General features: G+C 59.1%; 16 protein-coding genes. 8 read left to right on the top strand and 8 right to left on the bottom strand.

The features are described 5' to 3' along the window. The 3 genes from iscS to trmJ form a co-directional block, all read right to left on the bottom strand. Nucleotides 1-1,215 (bottom strand): cysteine desulfurase, encoded by a 1,215-nt coding sequence (gene iscS, locus ACOI6Z_RS00260; RefSeq protein ID WP_017900428.1) that lies wholly within the window; start codon nt 1,213-1,215, stop codon nt 1-3. Nucleotides 1,216-1,393: 178 nt separating this feature from the next. Further along, nucleotides 1,394-1,885 carry a Fe-S cluster assembly transcriptional regulator IscR gene (iscR, locus tag ACOI6Z_RS00255; protein ID WP_002913993.1) on the bottom strand — a complete coding sequence of 164 codons (492 nt, stop codon included), beginning with the start codon at nt 1,883-1,885 and terminating at the stop codon, nt 1,394-1,396. A 255-nt stretch (nt 1,886-2,140) separates the two neighbouring features. Beyond that, nucleotides 2,141-2,875, bottom strand: a complete 735-nt coding sequence (gene trmJ / locus ACOI6Z_RS00250; RefSeq protein WP_332077135.1) for a tRNA (cytosine(32)/uridine(32)-2'-O)-methyltransferase TrmJ — start codon at nt 2,873-2,875, stop codon at nt 2,141-2,143. Between the two features lie 120 nt (nt 2,876-2,995). Here trmJ and suhB point away from each other — a divergent pair, with 120 nt between their 5' ends. Continuing rightward, nucleotides 2,996-3,799 (top strand): inositol-1-monophosphatase, encoded by an 804-nt coding sequence (gene suhB / locus ACOI6Z_RS00245; protein WP_002913995.1) that lies wholly within the window; start codon nt 2,996-2,998, stop codon nt 3,797-3,799. Between the two features lie 47 nt (nt 3,800-3,846). Here the strand turns inward: suhB and ACOI6Z_RS00240 are convergent, their stop codons facing one another. Together ACOI6Z_RS00240 and ACOI6Z_RS00235 are read right to left on the bottom strand one after the other, a co-directional pair. Further along, the gene (locus ACOI6Z_RS00240) at nt 3,847-4,827 is read right to left on the bottom strand and encodes a nickel/cobalt transporter (RefSeq protein ID WP_023290646.1); all 981 of its coding nucleotides are present in this window, start codon (nt 4,825-4,827) and stop codon (nt 3,847-3,849) included. Further along, nucleotides 4,818-5,456, bottom strand: a complete 639-nt coding sequence (locus ACOI6Z_RS00235; RefSeq protein WP_420686772.1) for a DUF1007 family protein — start codon at nt 5,454-5,456, stop codon at nt 4,818-4,820. Before ACOI6Z_RS00235 ends, ACOI6Z_RS00240 begins: the two co-directional genes overlap by 10 nt. 124 nt (nt 5,457-5,580) lie before the next feature. On the opposite strand from ACOI6Z_RS00235, the gene csiE reads away from it, so the two are divergent. Continuing rightward, nucleotides 5,581-6,858, top strand: coding sequence for a stationary phase inducible protein CsiE (gene csiE / locus ACOI6Z_RS00230; protein WP_023290648.1), 1,278 nt, complete (start codon nt 5,581-5,583; stop codon nt 6,856-6,858). On the opposite strand, the gene ACOI6Z_RS00225 is transcribed toward csiE, so the two are convergent. Continuing rightward, a complete protein-coding gene (locus ACOI6Z_RS00225; RefSeq protein ID WP_180265398.1) occupies nt 6,855-7,991 on the bottom strand; it encodes a 3-phenylpropionate MFS transporter in 1,137 nt (378 codons plus the stop codon). The two genes, csiE and ACOI6Z_RS00225, sit on opposite strands and share 4 nt — an antisense overlap. Before the next feature lie 322 nt (nt 7,992-8,313). Then, a complete protein-coding gene (hcaR, locus tag ACOI6Z_RS00220) occupies nt 8,314-9,198 on the bottom strand; it encodes a DNA-binding transcriptional regulator HcaR (protein WP_044524353.1) in 885 nt (294 codons plus the stop codon). A 135-nt stretch (nt 9,199-9,333) separates the two neighbouring features. On the opposite strand from hcaR, the gene hcaE reads away from it, so the two are divergent. The 6 genes from hcaE (at nt 9,334) to ACOI6Z_RS00190 (ending at nt 14,075) form a co-directional block, all read left to right on the top strand. Then, on the top strand, nt 9,334-10,695 hold the full coding sequence (gene hcaE / locus ACOI6Z_RS00215; RefSeq protein ID WP_048336305.1) for a 3-phenylpropionate/cinnamic acid dioxygenase subunit alpha: 1,362 nt from the start codon (nt 9,334-9,336) through the stop codon (nt 10,693-10,695). Continuing rightward, complete coding sequence (gene hcaF / locus ACOI6Z_RS00210) at nt 10,692-11,210, top strand: 3-phenylpropionate/cinnamic acid dioxygenase subunit beta (protein WP_023290652.1); 519 nt, start codon at nt 10,692-10,694, stop codon at nt 11,208-11,210. Before hcaE ends, hcaF begins: the two co-directional genes overlap by 4 nt. Continuing rightward, nucleotides 11,210-11,527 (top strand): 3-phenylpropionate/cinnamic acid dioxygenase ferredoxin subunit, encoded by a 318-nt coding sequence (gene hcaC / locus ACOI6Z_RS00205; RefSeq protein WP_044524356.1) that lies wholly within the window; start codon nt 11,210-11,212, stop codon nt 11,525-11,527. Before hcaF ends, hcaC begins: the two co-directional genes overlap by 1 nt. Continuing rightward, nucleotides 11,527-12,339: a 3-phenylpropionate-dihydrodiol/cinnamic acid-dihydrodiol dehydrogenase gene (gene hcaB / locus ACOI6Z_RS00200; protein ID WP_332077116.1), complete on the top strand. Its 813-nt coding sequence runs from the start codon at nt 11,527-11,529 to the stop codon at nt 12,337-12,339. Before hcaC ends, hcaB begins: the two co-directional genes overlap by 1 nt. 9 nt (nt 12,340-12,348) lie before the next feature. Continuing rightward, on the top strand, nt 12,349-13,551 hold the full coding sequence (hcaD, locus tag ACOI6Z_RS00195; RefSeq protein ID WP_332077114.1) for a phenylpropionate dioxygenase ferredoxin reductase subunit: 1,203 nt from the start codon (nt 12,349-12,351) through the stop codon (nt 13,549-13,551). A 101-nt stretch (nt 13,552-13,652) separates the two neighbouring features. Further along, entirely contained in the window at nt 13,653-14,075 is a 423-nt protein-coding gene (locus ACOI6Z_RS00190; RefSeq protein ID WP_023290656.1) for a DoxX family protein, read from the top strand. 55 nt (nt 14,076-14,130) lie between these two features. On the opposite strand, the gene glyA is transcribed toward ACOI6Z_RS00190, so the two are convergent. After that, nucleotides 14,131-15,384, bottom strand: a complete 1,254-nt coding sequence (gene glyA, locus ACOI6Z_RS00185) for a serine hydroxymethyltransferase (RefSeq protein WP_002914027.1) — start codon at nt 15,382-15,384, stop codon at nt 14,131-14,133. Nucleotides 15,385-15,442: the final 58 nt, after the last annotated feature.

Here is a 15,442-nt window from a genome sequence, read left to right as displayed (position 1 = left end):
TTAGTGATGTGACCATTCAATACTGTTCAGATCCACGCCCTGTTTGAACATTTCCCACAGTGGAGAAAGCTCGCGCAGACGGCCAATGGATTTACGAATCAGGTTGATGGCGTAGTCAATCTCTTCTTCGGTAGTGAAACGACCTAAAGAGAAACGAATAGAACTGTGCGCCAGTTCATCAGTCATGCCTAACGCGCGCAGCACGTAGGATGGCTCAAGGCTCGCGGAAGTACAGGCTGAACCGGAGGAAACCGCCAGGTCTTTCAGCGCCATAATCAGCGACTCGCCTTCAACATAGTTGAAGCTGACGTTTAGAATGTTCGGCGCGCCCTGCTCGAGGTCGCCGTTGAGGTACACTTCTTCCATATCCTTCACGCCGTTCCACAGACGGTTGCGCAGCGTGCGCAGACGCGCCATCTCGCTTTCCATCTCTTCTTTGGCGATACGGTAAGCTTCACCCATGCCGACGATCTGGTGAACAGGCAGAGTACCGGAACGCATACCGCGCTCGTGGCCGCCGCCGTGGATTTGCGCTTCGATACGAATACGCGGCTTACGACGCACGTACAGCGCGCCGATGCCTTTCGGACCGTAGATTTTGTGACCGGAGAAGGACATCAGGTCAACTTTCAGCTGGCTCAGATCGATAGGCAGCTTGCCCACGCTCTGGGTGGCGTCTACGTGGTAAATGATACCGCGGGCGCGACACATCTCGCCGATGGTAGCGATATCCTGCACCACGCCGATTTCGTTATTCACATGCATGATGGATACCAGGATGGTGTCGTCACGCATCGCCGCTTCCAGCTCTTTCAGATCGATAATCCCGTTGCTCTGCGGCGCCAGGTAGGTCACTTCGAAGCCTTCGCGCTCCAGCTGACGGCAGGTATCCAGAACCGCTTTATGCTCGGTTTTGCTGGTGATGATGTGCTTGCCTTTTTTCTGATAAAAGTTGGCTGCACCCTTGATCGCCAGGTTGTCGGATTCAGTCGCACCAGAGGTAAAGACGATTTCGCGCGGGTCGGCACCGACCAACTCGGCAATCTGATTGCGGGCGATATCAACCGCCTCTTCAGCCTGCCAGCCAAAACGGTGGGAACGGGAGGCCGGGTTACCAAAGGTCCCGTCCATGGTCAGGAACTGCATCATTTTCTCGGCAACACGCGGGTCCACCGGCGTGGTTGCGGAGTAATCGAGGTAAATCGGTAATTTCATTGCTCTTAAACTCCGTACATCACTCAATGCAAGGAATCAGGCAACCGGCTTGATGTACGACCGAGTACACGGAATGTCGGAGCATCCCGGCCTGATTCTGAAAGCTCTTTATAATCGTTGTCCCGCCGTTTCGCGCTGCCTCGCCCTGTCAGCCGCAGCCCGAAACGGGACGGGTCACTCAGGCGCGCAGTTTAACGTCGATCGCGTCCTGGGTGCGCGCATTGCGCTGGGTTTCGTGCTGATGCTGACGACCGGAAACATCGAGGATCTCCTGGTTATTCACCAGTTCCCCGAGGGTAATATTGTTCAGGAAGCCAGTCAGGCGTTCGCTCAGATCGCGCCACAGCGCGTGAGTCAGGCATTTATCGCCGCCCTGACAGCCGCCCTTGCCCTGGCAACGGGTGGCGTCAACGGATTCGTCCACGGCGCTAATGACTTCGCCGACGGCGATACTGCCGGCATCTTTACCTAACAGATAACCGCCGCCTGGGCCACGAACGCTGGAAACCAGGCCATTTTTACGCAGGCGAGAGAACAGCTGTTCCAGATAGGAAAGCGAAATTCCCTGACGCTCTGAAATATCTGCCAACGGCACCGGGCCCGTTTCAGAGTTGAGCGCAACGTCAAGCATCGCGGTCACGGCATAACGCCCTTTAGATGTCAGTCTCATGTCTTACTTAACCTCAAACTCGCCCCTGGCCGGGCTTTTTATTAATATGGGTATTGCATAGCAGGGCCAAGTCTGACATTCCCGAGTAATTTGGTCAACTATTTACTTGACTGTTTTAGTCAGGTATTTGGCTTTCCGTGCCGTTTTCCTTCCGCGTTGCCGGGCGCCCTCACCCCGCCCTCTCCCACCAGGAGATAGCAAGGCCCGCGTGATTTGCATGCCGGATAAGCGCAGCGCCATCCGGCATCAACGCGGTTACTTGCCTTTATTCTGCTGGTCAATCGAGGCCAGCATGCCGCGCAGGATGTTCAGCTCCTGGCTTTCCGGGCGCGCACGAGTGAACAGACGACGCAGTTTGTTCATCACCTGCCCCGGATGATTCGGGCGAATAAAGCCCGTCGCCAGCAGCGTCTGCTCAAGATGACCGTAGAAACGCTCCAGGTCATCCACCAGCGGGTACGGCGCTTCTTCGTGCTCAACCGCCGACTGCGCTTGCTCCTGCGCTGCCAGCCAGGCCATCCGCACTTCGTAGGCGATAACCTGCACCGCCATCGCCAGGTTCAGCGAGCTGTACTCCGGGTTGGCGGCGATGGCCACATGGTAGTGACACTTCTGCAGTTCGTCGTTGGTCAGGCCAACTCGCTCGCGGCCAAACACCAGCGCCACCGGCGCATGCTGGCCTTCGGCGATGCTTTTCAGGCCGCATTCGCGGGGATCGAGCATCGGCCACGGCAGCGTGCGGGAGCGCGCGCTGGTGCCAACCACCAGACTACAGCCCGCCAGCGCTTCATCAAGGGTATCGACGATCTGCGCGTTGCCAATGACGTCGCTGGCGCCCGCGGCCAGCGCAATGGCCTGGGAATCAGGTTTCACCAGCGGATTGACCAGCCACAGGTTGGTTAAGCCCATGGTTTTCATCGCGCGGGCAACGGAGCCCATATTGCCGGTGTGGGAGGTTTCTACCAGTACGATTCGAATATTTTGCAGCATTATGGTTCTTCGGCTAAAGATTATTCGGGCATGCTACCATAAAACGGAGACATAAGCAGAATTCGCTGTTATTATATGCGCCGTTTTTTCCCGTTCTTTAACATCCAGTGAGAGAGACCGATGCATCCGATGCTGAACATCGCCGTGCGCGCCGCGCGCAAGGCGGGTAATTTAATTGCCAAACACTACGAAACGCCAGACACCGTAGAAACCAGCCAGAAAGGCAGCAATGATTTTGTGACCAACGTCGATAAAGCCGCCGAAGCGATTATTATCGAAACCATTCGCAAATCTTACCCGCAGCACACCATTATCACCGAAGAAAGCGGTGAACACGCTGGTGAAGAGCAGGATGTTCAATGGGTTATCGATCCACTGGATGGCACCACCAACTTCGTTAAACGTCTGCCGCACTTTTCTGTTTCCATCGCCGTACGCATCAAAGGCCGTACTGAAGTCGCGGTGGTTTACGATCCGATGCGTAACGAACTGTTCACCGCGACCCGCGGCCAGGGCGCGCAGCTGAACGGCTACCGTCTGCGCGGCAGCAACGCTCGCGACCTCGACGGCACCATCATCGCGACCGGTTTCCCGTTCAAGGCGAAGCAGCACGCCACCACTTACATGAATATTCTCGGCAACATGTTCACCGAATGCGCCGATTTCCGCCGCACCGGTTCCGCCGCGCTGGATCTGGCCTACGTTGCCGCCGGCCGCGTTGACGGTTACTTTGAAATTGCCCTGAAACCATGGGATTTCGCCGCAGGCGAGCTGATCGCCCGTGAAGCAGGCGCTATCGTTTGCGACTTCACCGGCGGTCATAACTATATGCTGACGGGCAACATCGTTGCCGGTAACCCGCGTGTGGTGAAAGCGATGCTGGCGAATATGCGCGAGCAGCTGAGCGACGCGCTGAAGCGTTAATCTCTTGCAGATGTAAAAAGGAAGCCGCGGCTTCCTTTTTTTATGTTCTAAAACGGCCGCAAACCGCCGCCTGGCGCGATCGCGCTACTCCACATCACGACAGCGGCCACCAGCAGCGCCACGCCGCCGGCCAGCGCCAGCGTCAGCCAGCCCACCTGGCGCCACAGCGGCGGCGCCTGATGCCGACCCAGCTTCACCGCCAGCTGGCGAAAACTGTGCACCAGCAGCGCCAGCGCCGTGATAGTCAATGAGGTCCCTGCCGCCATCGCCAGCGCCGCCGCCATCCCCCAGTTGAACACCCCGATCACCTTGCTGAACAGCAGGACCATGATCGCCCCCGAGCAGGGACGCATGCCCATCGACAGGACAATCACGGTGCGAGCCCGCCAGTCGTCGCCGGCCTGCAGCTGCTCCGGGGCCGGGAGATGCTGATGCCCGCAGCCGCAATGTTCGTTATGAACATGATGCGGGGTAAACGCGGTAAACGTTGGCCGGCTCAGCAGCAGACGCAGCTTTTTCAGCGCCCGCCAGCAGAGCAGCAGACCTAACGCGCCCACCAGCAAATAGCTCCCCTTCTCCAGCCAGAAACTACTGAGATGCAGCTGGCGCGCCGGCAGCTGCAGCAGCGCCAGCACCACGACCACCAGCGCGATAGCCACCAGCCCCTGCAATAAAGAGGCGGCCAGCGTCAGGTTAATACTCGATTTCAACTTCGAAGGATGGGTGGCAAGCCAGGTGGTAATGACAATTTTGCCGTGGCCGGGCCCTAAGGCATGGAGCACCCCGTAAACGAAGCTGAACCCAAGCAGCGACAGCCCCGCCGCCGCCGGGTTCTCCGCCACCGCCTGCAGCAGGCGGCTGAGTTCCAGATTGAGCGCGCGCTGCCAGACCGCGCTCTGCATCAGCACCTGCGGCCAGGCCTGCCACAGCCAGAAGCCGCCCGTGACGCTCACGGCCAGCAGTAGCGCCAACGGCCACAGCGCTTTCCAGCGCGACGCGCGCGTGCGCGGGGTAAAAATTACTGACATGTCAGGGTCACCTTCTGGGCAAAATAGCTGCCCAGCGCCATATCCTCCGGCGGCGCATCCGCTTTATCCAGCGACTGGGCGTATGAGAGCATTTTGTCATTCGGTTTTGGCGTCATTACCGTTGCCTTACAGTCGGCCTGCAGCGCTGCGGGCAGGGAAAAATCGCTATCTTTGTCATAAAACATGTCGACATAGTAGGTCGGGTCGAAAGTGGAAAAGGTAAATGACTGTCCGGCAACGGGCTGCGGCGTCGCCAGCGGCAGGGTGAAGGTCAGTACCGCCTGCAGGCCGTCGCGCTCAAGACCGTAGCTGTCGGGGCGATTTTCAAATTTCACCCGCTGGCCGTTGTGCCACAGCTCGCTGAAATAGTGCTGGCCGAGCACGTTGGCCATCACCTCCGCCGCCAGTTTTTTCCATACTTCGCTGCCTGGTTTAGCGTTTCCGGCGTCGTAGAGCAGATCCGATGAGGTAATTTCATCCATCGTCCAGCGCATTTTAAACCCGCTAAGCAGGCCGTCTTTGACCACCGGCTCGCTCTGCAAACTGATGAAGCTATGCGGATGCGCGGCGGCTGTCCATGATAAAACCATGAAAAACGCCGCGCTGGTGCATTGTTTCACTCTGTTCATCTGTTCCTCACGTGAAAAATTCTGTGAACTTCGCCAGCAATCCTGAGCTAAAGCGGGCGCACTTCCCTGCCCCCGCCGCTGTCATTGTCTATTCTTAGCGGAAACCCTAACTGGAACTTACCAGATGATGACCGTCATTGAACCACCATCTGCGCTTTCCAGTCCACAGCGCCGTAGCCAGGTGCTCCTGATGTTTTATCTGCCCGGACAGTCGGTAACGACTGAACGGCTTGGCAGAATCAACCTCGTTGATGAGACCACGGCCCGGCAGGATATTGAGGAGACCGGACGCGAAATTCAGCGTTACCACCGCCTGACCCTTCGGTCACAGGTGGACGGCAGCTATCGGATTGAAGGCGCCGCGCTCGACCAACGTTTATGCCTGCTGCATGCGCTGCGGCGGGGCCTGCGCCTGTGCCCGCAATTCGTTAACCATCATTTTACCCCGGCGCTGAAAACGCAGCTTAAACAGGAAGGCATCGCCCGTACCCTGTACGACGATACTAACCTGCAGGCGCTGGTGAACCGCTGCGCGCGAGCGCTCAATCGCCAGTTCGACTGCCGGGACGTTCAGTTTCTGCGCCTGTACCTGCAGTACTGTCTGCTTGAGCATCACCGGGGATATTCACCCGACTTCAATGATGAACAGCAACGCTGGGCGCAGACCGCCGCCGAGTTCACCCTGGCGCAGGAGATTGTCCGCCACTGGCAGCGTCGGGTCGGCGCGACGCCGCATGTCGGAGAGCCTTTTTTCCTCTCGCTGCTGTTTATGATGCTCAAAACCCCCGATCCGCTTCGCGATGGTCACCCGCAGGATCGACGCCTGCGGCTGGCTATTTCCGGCCTGATCCACCGCTTCCAGATGCTCGCCGGCAGGTCGTTCAGTGACGAGCAGGGGCTGAGCGATCAGCTTTATATTCACTTGTCGCAGGCGTTGATCCGCAGCGTGTTTGCTATCGGCATCGATAACACGCTCACAGAGGAAGTGAGCCGGCTCTATCCTCGCTTACTGCGCACCACCCAGGCGGCATTGAGCGAATTCGAGGAGGCCTGGCATGTCCGTTTTAATGAGGAAGAGACCGGCTTAATCGCAGTGATCTTTGGCGCCTGGCTGATGCAGAAAAGCGACCTGCATGAGAAGCAGGTTCTGCTGCTGACCGATGATAATCCGGATATGGAGGCGGCCCTGGAGCAGCAGTTGCGCGAACTGACGCTGCTGCCGCTGAACATTAAATACCAGAGCGTAGAGCGCTTTCAGAAAGAGGGGGCGCCCAAAGGGGTGACGCTTATCGTCACCCCCTATGCGACGGCGCTGCCGCTGTTTTCACCGCCGCTGATCCACGCGGAGAACTGCTTCACTGAACGCCAGCAGCAGCATATCTGCGCGATGCTCGAAGACTAGGCCGCCACCGTTTTTGGCCGGATAGCCAGCGCCGGGATGGTCAGCAGCGCCATCACCCAGAACACGCCCTGGTGCAGGTGCTGGTAGAGGAAGCCGGCGAAGACGGTCATGATGGCAATACTGCCGCCCATCGCCACCGCGGAGTAGACGGCCTGCAGGCGGATCACTTCGCTGCCCTGGCGGGCGGCGATATAGCGCATCGCCGCCAGATGACACACCGTAAAGGTACCGCAGTGAAGGATCTGCGCGAGGATAAGCCCCGGCAGCGCCGTGGTCCAGCCCATCAGCGTCCAGCGGACCAGCCCGCACAGGGCAGAGAGCAGCAGCAGATCCCGCGCGCTGAAGCGGCGGAACACCTTTTTACTCAGCGCGAAGATCACCACTTCCGCCACCACGCCTAGCGACCACAAATAGCCCACCGCCGAGGCCGAATAGCCTGCCTGCTGCCAGTAAATGGCGCTAAAGCCGTAGTAGGCGGCGTGCGCCCCCTGCAGCAGGCAAACGCAGGCGAGAAAGCGCCAGCTCTGGCGCACCAGCGTCAGCCAGGCCGTCAGCCCGGCCCCCTGCTGCTGGCGCGACGCCCCCTCGGGCATCACCGACGGTTTCAGCAGCATGCCGAGCAGCATCGAGGCGACGCCCAGGCTGAGCATCAGCAGGATCGCCCGGTAATCAAACAGGCTCACCAGCTTGCCGGTCAGCGCCGAACCAATCACAAAGGCGATGGAGCCCCATAGCCGCACCCGGCCATAGTCCATGGTGATTTGCTTTTGCCAGGTATTGGCCAGGGCATCCGTCAGCGGCACCAGCGGCGAAAAGAACAGGTTGAAGCCCACAATGATCGCCAGCAGCCATGCGACGTGGCTGCCGGCCCAGAAGGCCAGCGCGAAGAGCAAGGTTAACAGCGCCAGCACGCGCAGCGCGGCGATCAGCCGGGAGGGGTCGCTCACCCGCGGGGCGATCAGCAGGCTGCCGAGAAAACGGGCTACCAGACCGGCGCCGAGCAAGATGCCGATGGTTTCCGGGGTCAGTCCGTTACCGGCCAGCCAGACGCTCCAGAAGGGCAGAAAAATACCGTAGCTAAAAAAGTAGGTGAAGTAACTGAGCGCCAGCCAGCGCGTGGAGTGCAAGACCATGATTCCCTCCCGAATGGAGGCGACAGTCTGGCGATAAACCCCGGCGGACGCAAGTCAGGCAGAAAGCGGAAAAAGGCGGTTTATTCACCCTGGTGCCTCGTTCTCCGGGCGACGCCCCTGGCGGAAAAAATGGCATTCCGGCGGATACCGCGGCTGAAACGCAGTGCCCGAGGCATTGGAGGTAGCCATGGCGTAGGATGACAGACCAGACAGTCTGACAGACATAACCCTGAAAGTTTGCGTTAAAATCGTGAAGTTCATCACAGCTCACGACCGACGTTCAGGCGCCGCCGCCCGTCAGCGGTCCGCTACAGGCAGGAGATTATCCCGCAGCCGCATGCTCTCTGGCCGTGGCGATAAAATCGGCCAGCGCCGGCTTGATGGTGCCTTTTTTCCATGCCATCAGCAGCGCAATGGTCGGGGCATTGCCGGCGATAGGACGAAAAACCACCCGGCCAGTATTAAAATGATTCATATAACCGGGTATCAAAGTCACCCCGAGCCCCATCCCCACCAGATTCATGGTCACCAGAATATTGGTCGCCACCTGGACAATACGCGGCTGGCTTTTTTGCTGTTCGAACCACGCCTGGACGATCGGCGCCAGCGCCCCAGAGTACGCCGGGTCAGTGCTGACAAAATCAACGCCGTCCAGCTGGCTGGCGCTCACCTTCTCTGCTTTCGCCAGCGGATGATCTACCGGCAGCACCACCACCAGCGGTTCATGGAGCAACTCAAGATAGTCAATTTCCGGACTGTAGATCGGGTGGCGCATCAGTCCGATATCCAGTTCACCGCTGCGAATTTTATCTTCCTGCTCGGTGGTGATAAGACTGACCAGCTCAACCCGGGTATTCGGTTGTTTGCGGCGAAACAAGGGCAGAACGCCGGGCAGCAAATTGACTTCGGCCGACGGCACAAAACCAATCGCCAGGTGGTTATCGTGCTGGACGATTTTTCGCGCGCGCATTTTGGCACTCTCTGCCTGGTCGAGTATCGCCTTCGCATCCTGCAGAAAACACTCCCCCGCCGCCGTCAGCGTCACCTTGCGTTTGTCGCGCTCAAGCAACGACACGCCGACGCACTGTTCCAGATCGCGAATTTGACTGCTCAGCGAAGGCTGCGAGGTATGCAGTTTTTCTGCCGCGCGGGTGAAGTTTAGTTCCTGCGCCACCGCGACGAAATAGCGCAGGTGCCTCAATTCCATCAACCCCTCCTTGTTATCGATAAAACATCTCAGCTGGTAGAAATTAACTATTTCACACATTGATAACCCACAAGCAACATAAGGATGACACAAAAAAGAGAAGGTCAATACCTCTTACCCCACAGGATGAAAAAAATGACCATCAAAATGAAAACCGATGTCTACCAACTGGTCGACCCGCAAAACGGTCGCGTCACCCCACGGATCTATACCGACCCTGAGATCTATCAGCTTGAGCTGGAGCGGATCTTTGGCCGCTGCTGGCTGTTTCTGGCCCATGAAAGCCAGATCCCGCGGGCAGGGGATTTCTTTAACACGTACATGGGTGAAGATGCCGTGGTGGTGGTCCGCCAAAAGGACGGCAGCATTAAAGCTTTTTTAAATCAATGTCGTCACCGCGCGATGCGCGTGAGCTACGCCGACTGCGGCAATACCCGGGCCTTCACCTGCCCCTATCACGGCTGGTCTTATGGCATCGACGGCGAGCTGATCGACGTCCCGCTCGAGCCGCGCGCCTACCCGCAGGGGCTGTGCAAGTCCCACTGGGGGCTTAATGAAGTCCCGTGTGTGGAAAGTTACAAAGGCCTTATTTTCGCCAACTGGGATCCTACAGCCCCCACGCTGCGTGACTATCTGGGCGATATGGCCTGGTATCTTGACGGCGTCCTCGACCGTCGTGAAGGCGGGACCGAGATCGTTGGCGGCGTACAGAAGTGGACCATCGACTGCAACTGGAAATTCCCCGCCGAGCAGTTCGCCAGCGACCAGTATCACGCGCTGTTCAGCCACGCCTCGGCGGTGCAGGTGCTGGGCGCGAAAGATGATGGCAGTGAAAAGCGCCTGGGCGAAGGACAGACCGCCCGCCCGGTGTGGGAGACTGCCAAAGACGCGCTGCAGTTTGGTCAGGAGGGGCACGGCAGCGGCTTTTTCTTCACCGAACAGCCGGACGCTAACGTCTGGGTCGACGGCGAGGTCTCCCGCTATTACCGCGATACCTTTGCCGAAGCCGAGCAGCGGCTGGGCACCGTCCGCGCCCTGCGCCTCGCAGGTCACAATAACATCTTCCCGACCCTCTCGTGGCTAAACGGTACCGCCACGCTGCGCGTCTGGCACCCGCGAGGACCGGATCGGGTCGAGGTCTGGGCATTCTGTCTCACCGATAAAGCCGCCTCCGATGAGGTCAAAGCGGCGTTCGAAAACAGCGCCACGCGCGCCTTTGGTCCGGCTGGTTTCCTCGAGCAGGATGACTCGGAAAACTGGTGTGAAATTCAAAAACTGCTGAAAGGACACCGGGCGCGTCACACCAGCCTGTGCCTGGAGATGGGATTAGGCGAGGAAAAACGCCGCACAGACGGCATTCCGGGGATAACCAACTATATCTTTTCCGAAACTGCCGCCCGCGGTATGTACCAGCGCTGGGCCGATCTGTTAAGCAGCGAAACGTGGCAGGAAGTGCAGGAAAAAACCGCCGCTTACCAGCAGGAGGTGATGAAATGAGCGCCTTAGTCTCTGCTGAACTGCACTACCGCATCAGCCAGTTCCTCTACGAAGAGGCGCGTCTGCTGGACGACTGGCAGTTTCGCGACTGGCTGACGCAGCTGGACGACGAGATCCGCTACACCATGCGCACGACCGTCAACGCCCAGACCCGCGACCGTCGCAAAGGGGTCCAGCCGCCGACCACCTGGATCTTTAATGACAACAAAGACCAGCTTGAGCGCCGGATTGCTCGCCTGGAGACCGGCATGGCATGGGCAGAGGAGCCGCCATCCCGCACCCGCCATCTGATTAACAACCTGCAGATCAGCGAAACCGGACAACCGGATCGCTTCGCCGTGCGCCTTAACTATCTGCTATATCGCGCGCAAAAGGAGCGTGACGAGACCTGCTACGTCGGCACGCGGAGGGACACCGTCCGCCGTCTGCCTGGCGGCGAGTGGCGCCTGACGGCTCGAGAGATCGTGCTCGATCAGGCAGTGATCGCGTCCCACAACCTGAGCGTACTCTTCTGATGAATCGAATATTCGCCTGCTCCACCGTGGAGCTGCCGGAGGGGGAAGCCCTCCGCCTGGAGACCTCTCCCGTTATTGCCCTGTTCCATATTGGCGGAGCGTTTTATGCCGTTAACGATCGCTGCAGCCATGGCAACGCGTCGATGTCCGAAGGCTACCTGGAAGACGACGCGACGGTGGAATGTCCACTACACGCCGCCAGTTTCTGCCTGAAAACCGGCAAAGCGCTGTGTCTGCCCGCCACCGAGCCGCTGACCACCTATACCGTGCACGTGGAAGGCGGTGAGGTGTTTATTGATATTCCTGAGGAGGCCTGATGAGCGATTTACGCGATAACGTGGTGTTGATTACCGGCGGCGGTTCCGGCCTGGGTCTGGCGCTGATTGAGCGCTTTATTGACGAGGGGGCGAAGGTCGCGACCCTCGAACTGTCCGGCGCGAAAGTCGCCAGCCTGCGCCAGCGCTTTGGCGATCGGGTGCTGGCGGTGGAAGGCAGCGTAACCCGCTACGGTGATTATCAGCGCGCAGTGGATCAGATCCTCACCACCTATGGCCGTCTGGACTGTTTTATCGGCAACGCCGGCATCTGGGATCATAACGCCTCCCTGATGGACACCCCGGCGGAGGCGCTGGAGAATGGCTTCCATGAACTGTTCAACGTCAACGTGCTGGGCTATCTGCTCGGCGCTAAGGCCTGCGCCCCGGCATTAATCGCCAGCGAAGGCAGCATTATTCTGACCCTCTCCAACGCGGCCTGGTATCCGGGCGGCGGCGGCCCGCTCTACACCGCCACCAAACATGCGGCGACCGGCTTAATTCGCCAGCTGGCCTACGAGCTGGCGCCAAAGGTGCGGGTCAACGGCGTTGGTCCCTGCGGGATGGCGACCGATCTGCGCGGCCCGCAGGCGCTGGGGCAAAGCGACACCACGATAATGCACTCCCTGACGGCGGAGAAGATCGCCGCCATCCTGCCACTGCAGTTTTTCCCCGAACCGGTCGATTTCACCGGCCCGTACGTCATGCTGGCTTCCCGACGTAATAATCGGACGCTGAGCGGGGTGATGATCAATGCCGATGGCGGGCTGGGGATCCGCGGGATCCGCCATGTCGCCGCCGGACTAAACCTTTAAGGAGTGATGATGAGCGAACCGATGATTGCCATTATCGGCGGTGGACAGGCCGGGGCGATGGCCGCCGCGGCCCTCCGCCAGCAGGGTTACCAGGGTCCCCTGCACCTGTTTTCTGATGAACCCCATTTACCGTATGAGCGCCCGCCGCTGTCGAAAGCGATGCTGCTGGATGCAGATCCGCAGCGACAGCCGGTGCTCCCCGCCAGCTGGTGGCAGGACAACAACGTCCAGCTGCATCTCGGTGTGACGCTGCGCGATATCGATCGTCAGGCGCAGAGCCTGACGCTGGCAGACAATCGCGTCTTTCATTGGCGACAACTGCTGCTGGCGACCGGAGCCGCCGCCAGGCCGCTGCCGCTGCTCGACGCGCTGGGGGAACGTTGCCTGACCCTGCGACACGCCGGCGATGCTGCGCGTCTGCGCGCGGCGCTGCAGCCAGGGAGCGAGGTGGTTATCGTCGGCGCAGGCACCATCGGCCTAGAGTTGGCCGCCAGCGCTATTCAGCGCGGCTGTCGCGTCACGGTGGTGGAGCAGGCGTCGACGGTGATGGGTCGCAACGCCCCGCCGCCGGTCCGCGATTACCTGCTGGCCCGCCATCGCCAGGCCGGGGTACGGGTGCTGTTGAACCGCGCCATCGAACAGGCGGAACAGGGAACCCACCTCACCCTCACTTTACAGAGTGGCGAAACCCTGCGCGCCGGGACGGTCGTATATGGCATTGGCATCGTGGCTAACGATGCTCTCGCGCGCCGCGCCGGGCTGGAGACCGACAATGGCATCGTCGTGGATGCCGACGGCAGGACCTCGGACCCGGCTATTTTTGCCGCCGGCGACGTCACGCTGACGCGGCAATCAGATGGTTCGCTGTCGCGCGTCGAGAGCTGGGAAAATGCCAATATCCAGGCGCAGATTGCCGCTGCGGCCATGCTTGGCAAACCACGCCCCGCCAGGGCGCCAGGCTGGTTCTGGACCGATCAGTACGAAGATAACCTGCAGTTTATTGGCGATATGCAGGGCGAAAAGTGGTGGTGTCGGGGAGCGCCCGCCGATCGCAAAGCGATCTGGTTCCAGCTGCGTGACGGCGTGTTAACCGGCGCGGTCACCCTCAATCACGGTCGCGAGATCCGCACGCTGCGCAAGCTCATCCAGAGTGGTCAAGCGTTGAACGCCGAAACGCTATGCGATGAAAGCGTCCCGTTAAAAACGCGGTAATTTCGTTGTTCTGCGGACCGGGGATGTTGCCAGAACTAACGTGGCGGGAAGCAAAAACGTGTATTACGTTTAAAGGACACTTCTCTCATAACGAGCTGATTATGAACACACTCCGCTATTTTGATTTTGGCGCGTCCCGCTCTCTGCTACTGCTTATCGCCCGCATCGCCGTGGTAGTTCTGTTTATTCTTTTTGGCTATCCCAAACTGCTGGGCTTTGACGGTACGGTGCAGTACATGGCCGCCTCCGGCGCGCCGATGCCGACCCTGGCGGCGATTATCGCCGTCATTATGGAAGTGCCTGCCGCCATTTTAATTGTGCTGGGCTTTTTCACCCGCCCGCTGGCGGTCATCTTTATCTTCTACACCCTGGGCACCGCGGTGATTGGCCATCACTACTGGGATATGACTGGCGATGCGGTATTGCCGAACATGATTAACTTCTGGAAAAACGTCAGCATCGCCGGCGCTTTCCTGCTGCTGGCGGTAACCGGCCCCGGAGCGATTTCGCTCGACCGCCGCTAATCCCCAGACGCAAAAAAGGCCGCAAACGCGGCCTTTTTGATGTCAACGCTATCGCTTACGCATAAACCGGGAAGCGGGCGCAGATATCCAGGACTTTGCCTTTCACGCGCTCAATGACCGCGTCGTCATTGATATTGTCCAGCACGTCACACATCCAGCCAGCCAGCTCTTTGACTTCCGCTTCTTTAAAGCCGCGGCGAGTCACCGCCGGAGAACCGATACGGATACCGGAGGTTACGAACGGGCTCTTCGGATCGTTCGGCACGCTGTTTTTGTTGACGGTGATGTTGGCGCGCCCCAGGGCAGCGTCAGCTTCTTTACCGGTCAGGTTTTTATCCACCAGGTCCAGCAGGAACAGATGGTTCTCAGTACCGCCAGACACCACTTTGTAGCCGCGGTTCAGGAACACTTCCACCATTGCTTTGGCGTTTTTCGCAACCTGCTGCTGGTAAACTTTAAACTCTGGCTCCATCGCTTCTTTCAGCGCCACCGCTTTCGCCGCGATAACGTGCATCAGCGGGCCGCCCTGCGCGCTTGGGAATACCGCAGAGTTCAGTTTCTTGTACAGCTCTTCACTACCGCCTTTCGCCAGGATCAGGCCGCCGCGCGGACCCGCCAGGGTTTTGTGGGTGGTGGTGGTCACGACGTGAGCATGCGGAACCGGGTTCGGATACACGCCAGCGGCAATCAGGCCTGCCACGTGCGCCATATCGACAAACAGGTATGCGCCGATGCTGTCAGCGATTTCACGCATTTTTGCCCAGTCAACGATACCGGAGTAAGCGGAGAAACCACCGATGATCATCTTCGGTTTATGTTCCTGAGCCTGCTTCGCCATGTCGTCATAGTCAATTTTGCCGGACTCATCAATACCGTAAGGGATGATGTTGTACAGTTTGCCGGAGAAGTTAACCGGGGAGCCGTGAGTCAGGTGGCCGCCCTGCGCCAGGTTCATCCCCAGCACGGTATCGCCCGGCTGCAGCAGCGCGGTGTAGACGGCAAAGTTAGCCTGGGAGCCGGAGTGCGGCTGGACGTTAGCATAGTCAGCGCCGAACAGCTCTTTCGCGCGGTCGATAGCCAGCTGCTCAACCACGTCGACATATTCGCAGCCGCCGTAGTAACGCTTGCCCGGATATCCTTCAGCATATTTGTTGGTCAGCTGAGAGCCCTGCGCCTGCATCACGCGCGGACTGGTGTAGTTTTCGGAGGCGATCAGTTCGATGTGCTCTTCCTGACGTACTTTTTCCTGCTCCATAGCCTGCCACAGTTCGGCATCATAATCGGCAATGTTCATTTCACGCTTTAACATCCGCATCTCCTGACTCAGCTAACAATAAAATTTCGGCCTAAAAAGGCGGTCCGATTGG

The organism is Klebsiella sp. C239, from assembly GCF_048822715.1.
In the GTDB taxonomy this organism is placed as follows: Bacteria; Pseudomonadota; Gammaproteobacteria; order Enterobacterales; family Enterobacteriaceae; genus Klebsiella; species Klebsiella quasipneumoniae.
The sequence above is the reverse complement of the archived record's forward strand: the minus strand, read 5'-3'. Positions and strand labels throughout refer to the sequence as shown.

What these genes read in the sequence shown, in the direction of transcription:
- iscS (WP_017900428.1), bottom strand. Translation starts at nt 1,215, where the DNA reads ATGAAATTACCGATTTACCTCGATTACTCCGCAACCACGCCGGTGGAC.
- iscR (WP_002913993.1), bottom strand. Translation starts at nt 1,885, where the DNA reads ATGAGACTGACATCTAAAGGGCGTTATGCCGTGACCGCGATGCTTGAC.
- trmJ (WP_332077135.1), bottom strand. Translation starts at nt 2,875, where the DNA reads ATGCTGCAAAATATTCGAATCGTACTGGTAGAAACCTCCCACACCGGC.
- suhB (WP_002913995.1), top strand. Translation starts at nt 2,996, where the DNA reads ATGCATCCGATGCTGAACATCGCCGTGCGCGCCGCGCGCAAGGCGGGT.
- ACOI6Z_RS00240 (WP_023290646.1), bottom strand. Translation starts at nt 4,827, where the DNA reads ATGTCAGTAATTTTTACCCCGCGCACGCGCGCGTCGCGCTGGAAAGCG.
- ACOI6Z_RS00235 (WP_420686772.1), bottom strand. Translation starts at nt 5,456, where the DNA reads ATGAACAGAGTGAAACAATGCACCAGCGCGGCGTTTTTCATGGTTTTA.
- csiE (WP_023290648.1), top strand. Translation starts at nt 5,581, where the DNA reads ATGATGACCGTCATTGAACCACCATCTGCGCTTTCCAGTCCACAGCGC.
- ACOI6Z_RS00225 (WP_180265398.1), bottom strand. Translation starts at nt 7,991, where the DNA reads ATGGTCTTGCACTCCACGCGCTGGCTGGCGCTCAGTTACTTCACCTAC.
- hcaR (WP_044524353.1), bottom strand. Translation starts at nt 9,198, where the DNA reads ATGGAATTGAGGCACCTGCGCTATTTCGTCGCGGTGGCGCAGGAACTA.
- hcaE (WP_048336305.1), top strand. Translation starts at nt 9,334, where the DNA reads ATGACCATCAAAATGAAAACCGATGTCTACCAACTGGTCGACCCGCAA.
- hcaF (WP_023290652.1), top strand. Translation starts at nt 10,692, where the DNA reads ATGAGCGCCTTAGTCTCTGCTGAACTGCACTACCGCATCAGCCAGTTC.
- hcaC (WP_044524356.1), top strand. Translation starts at nt 11,210, where the DNA reads ATGAATCGAATATTCGCCTGCTCCACCGTGGAGCTGCCGGAGGGGGAA.
- hcaB (WP_332077116.1), top strand. Translation starts at nt 11,527, where the DNA reads ATGAGCGATTTACGCGATAACGTGGTGTTGATTACCGGCGGCGGTTCC.
- hcaD (WP_332077114.1), top strand. Translation starts at nt 12,349, where the DNA reads ATGAGCGAACCGATGATTGCCATTATCGGCGGTGGACAGGCCGGGGCG.
- ACOI6Z_RS00190 (WP_023290656.1), top strand. Translation starts at nt 13,653, where the DNA reads ATGAACACACTCCGCTATTTTGATTTTGGCGCGTCCCGCTCTCTGCTA.
- glyA (WP_002914027.1), bottom strand. Translation starts at nt 15,384, where the DNA reads ATGTTAAAGCGTGAAATGAACATTGCCGATTATGATGCCGAACTGTGG.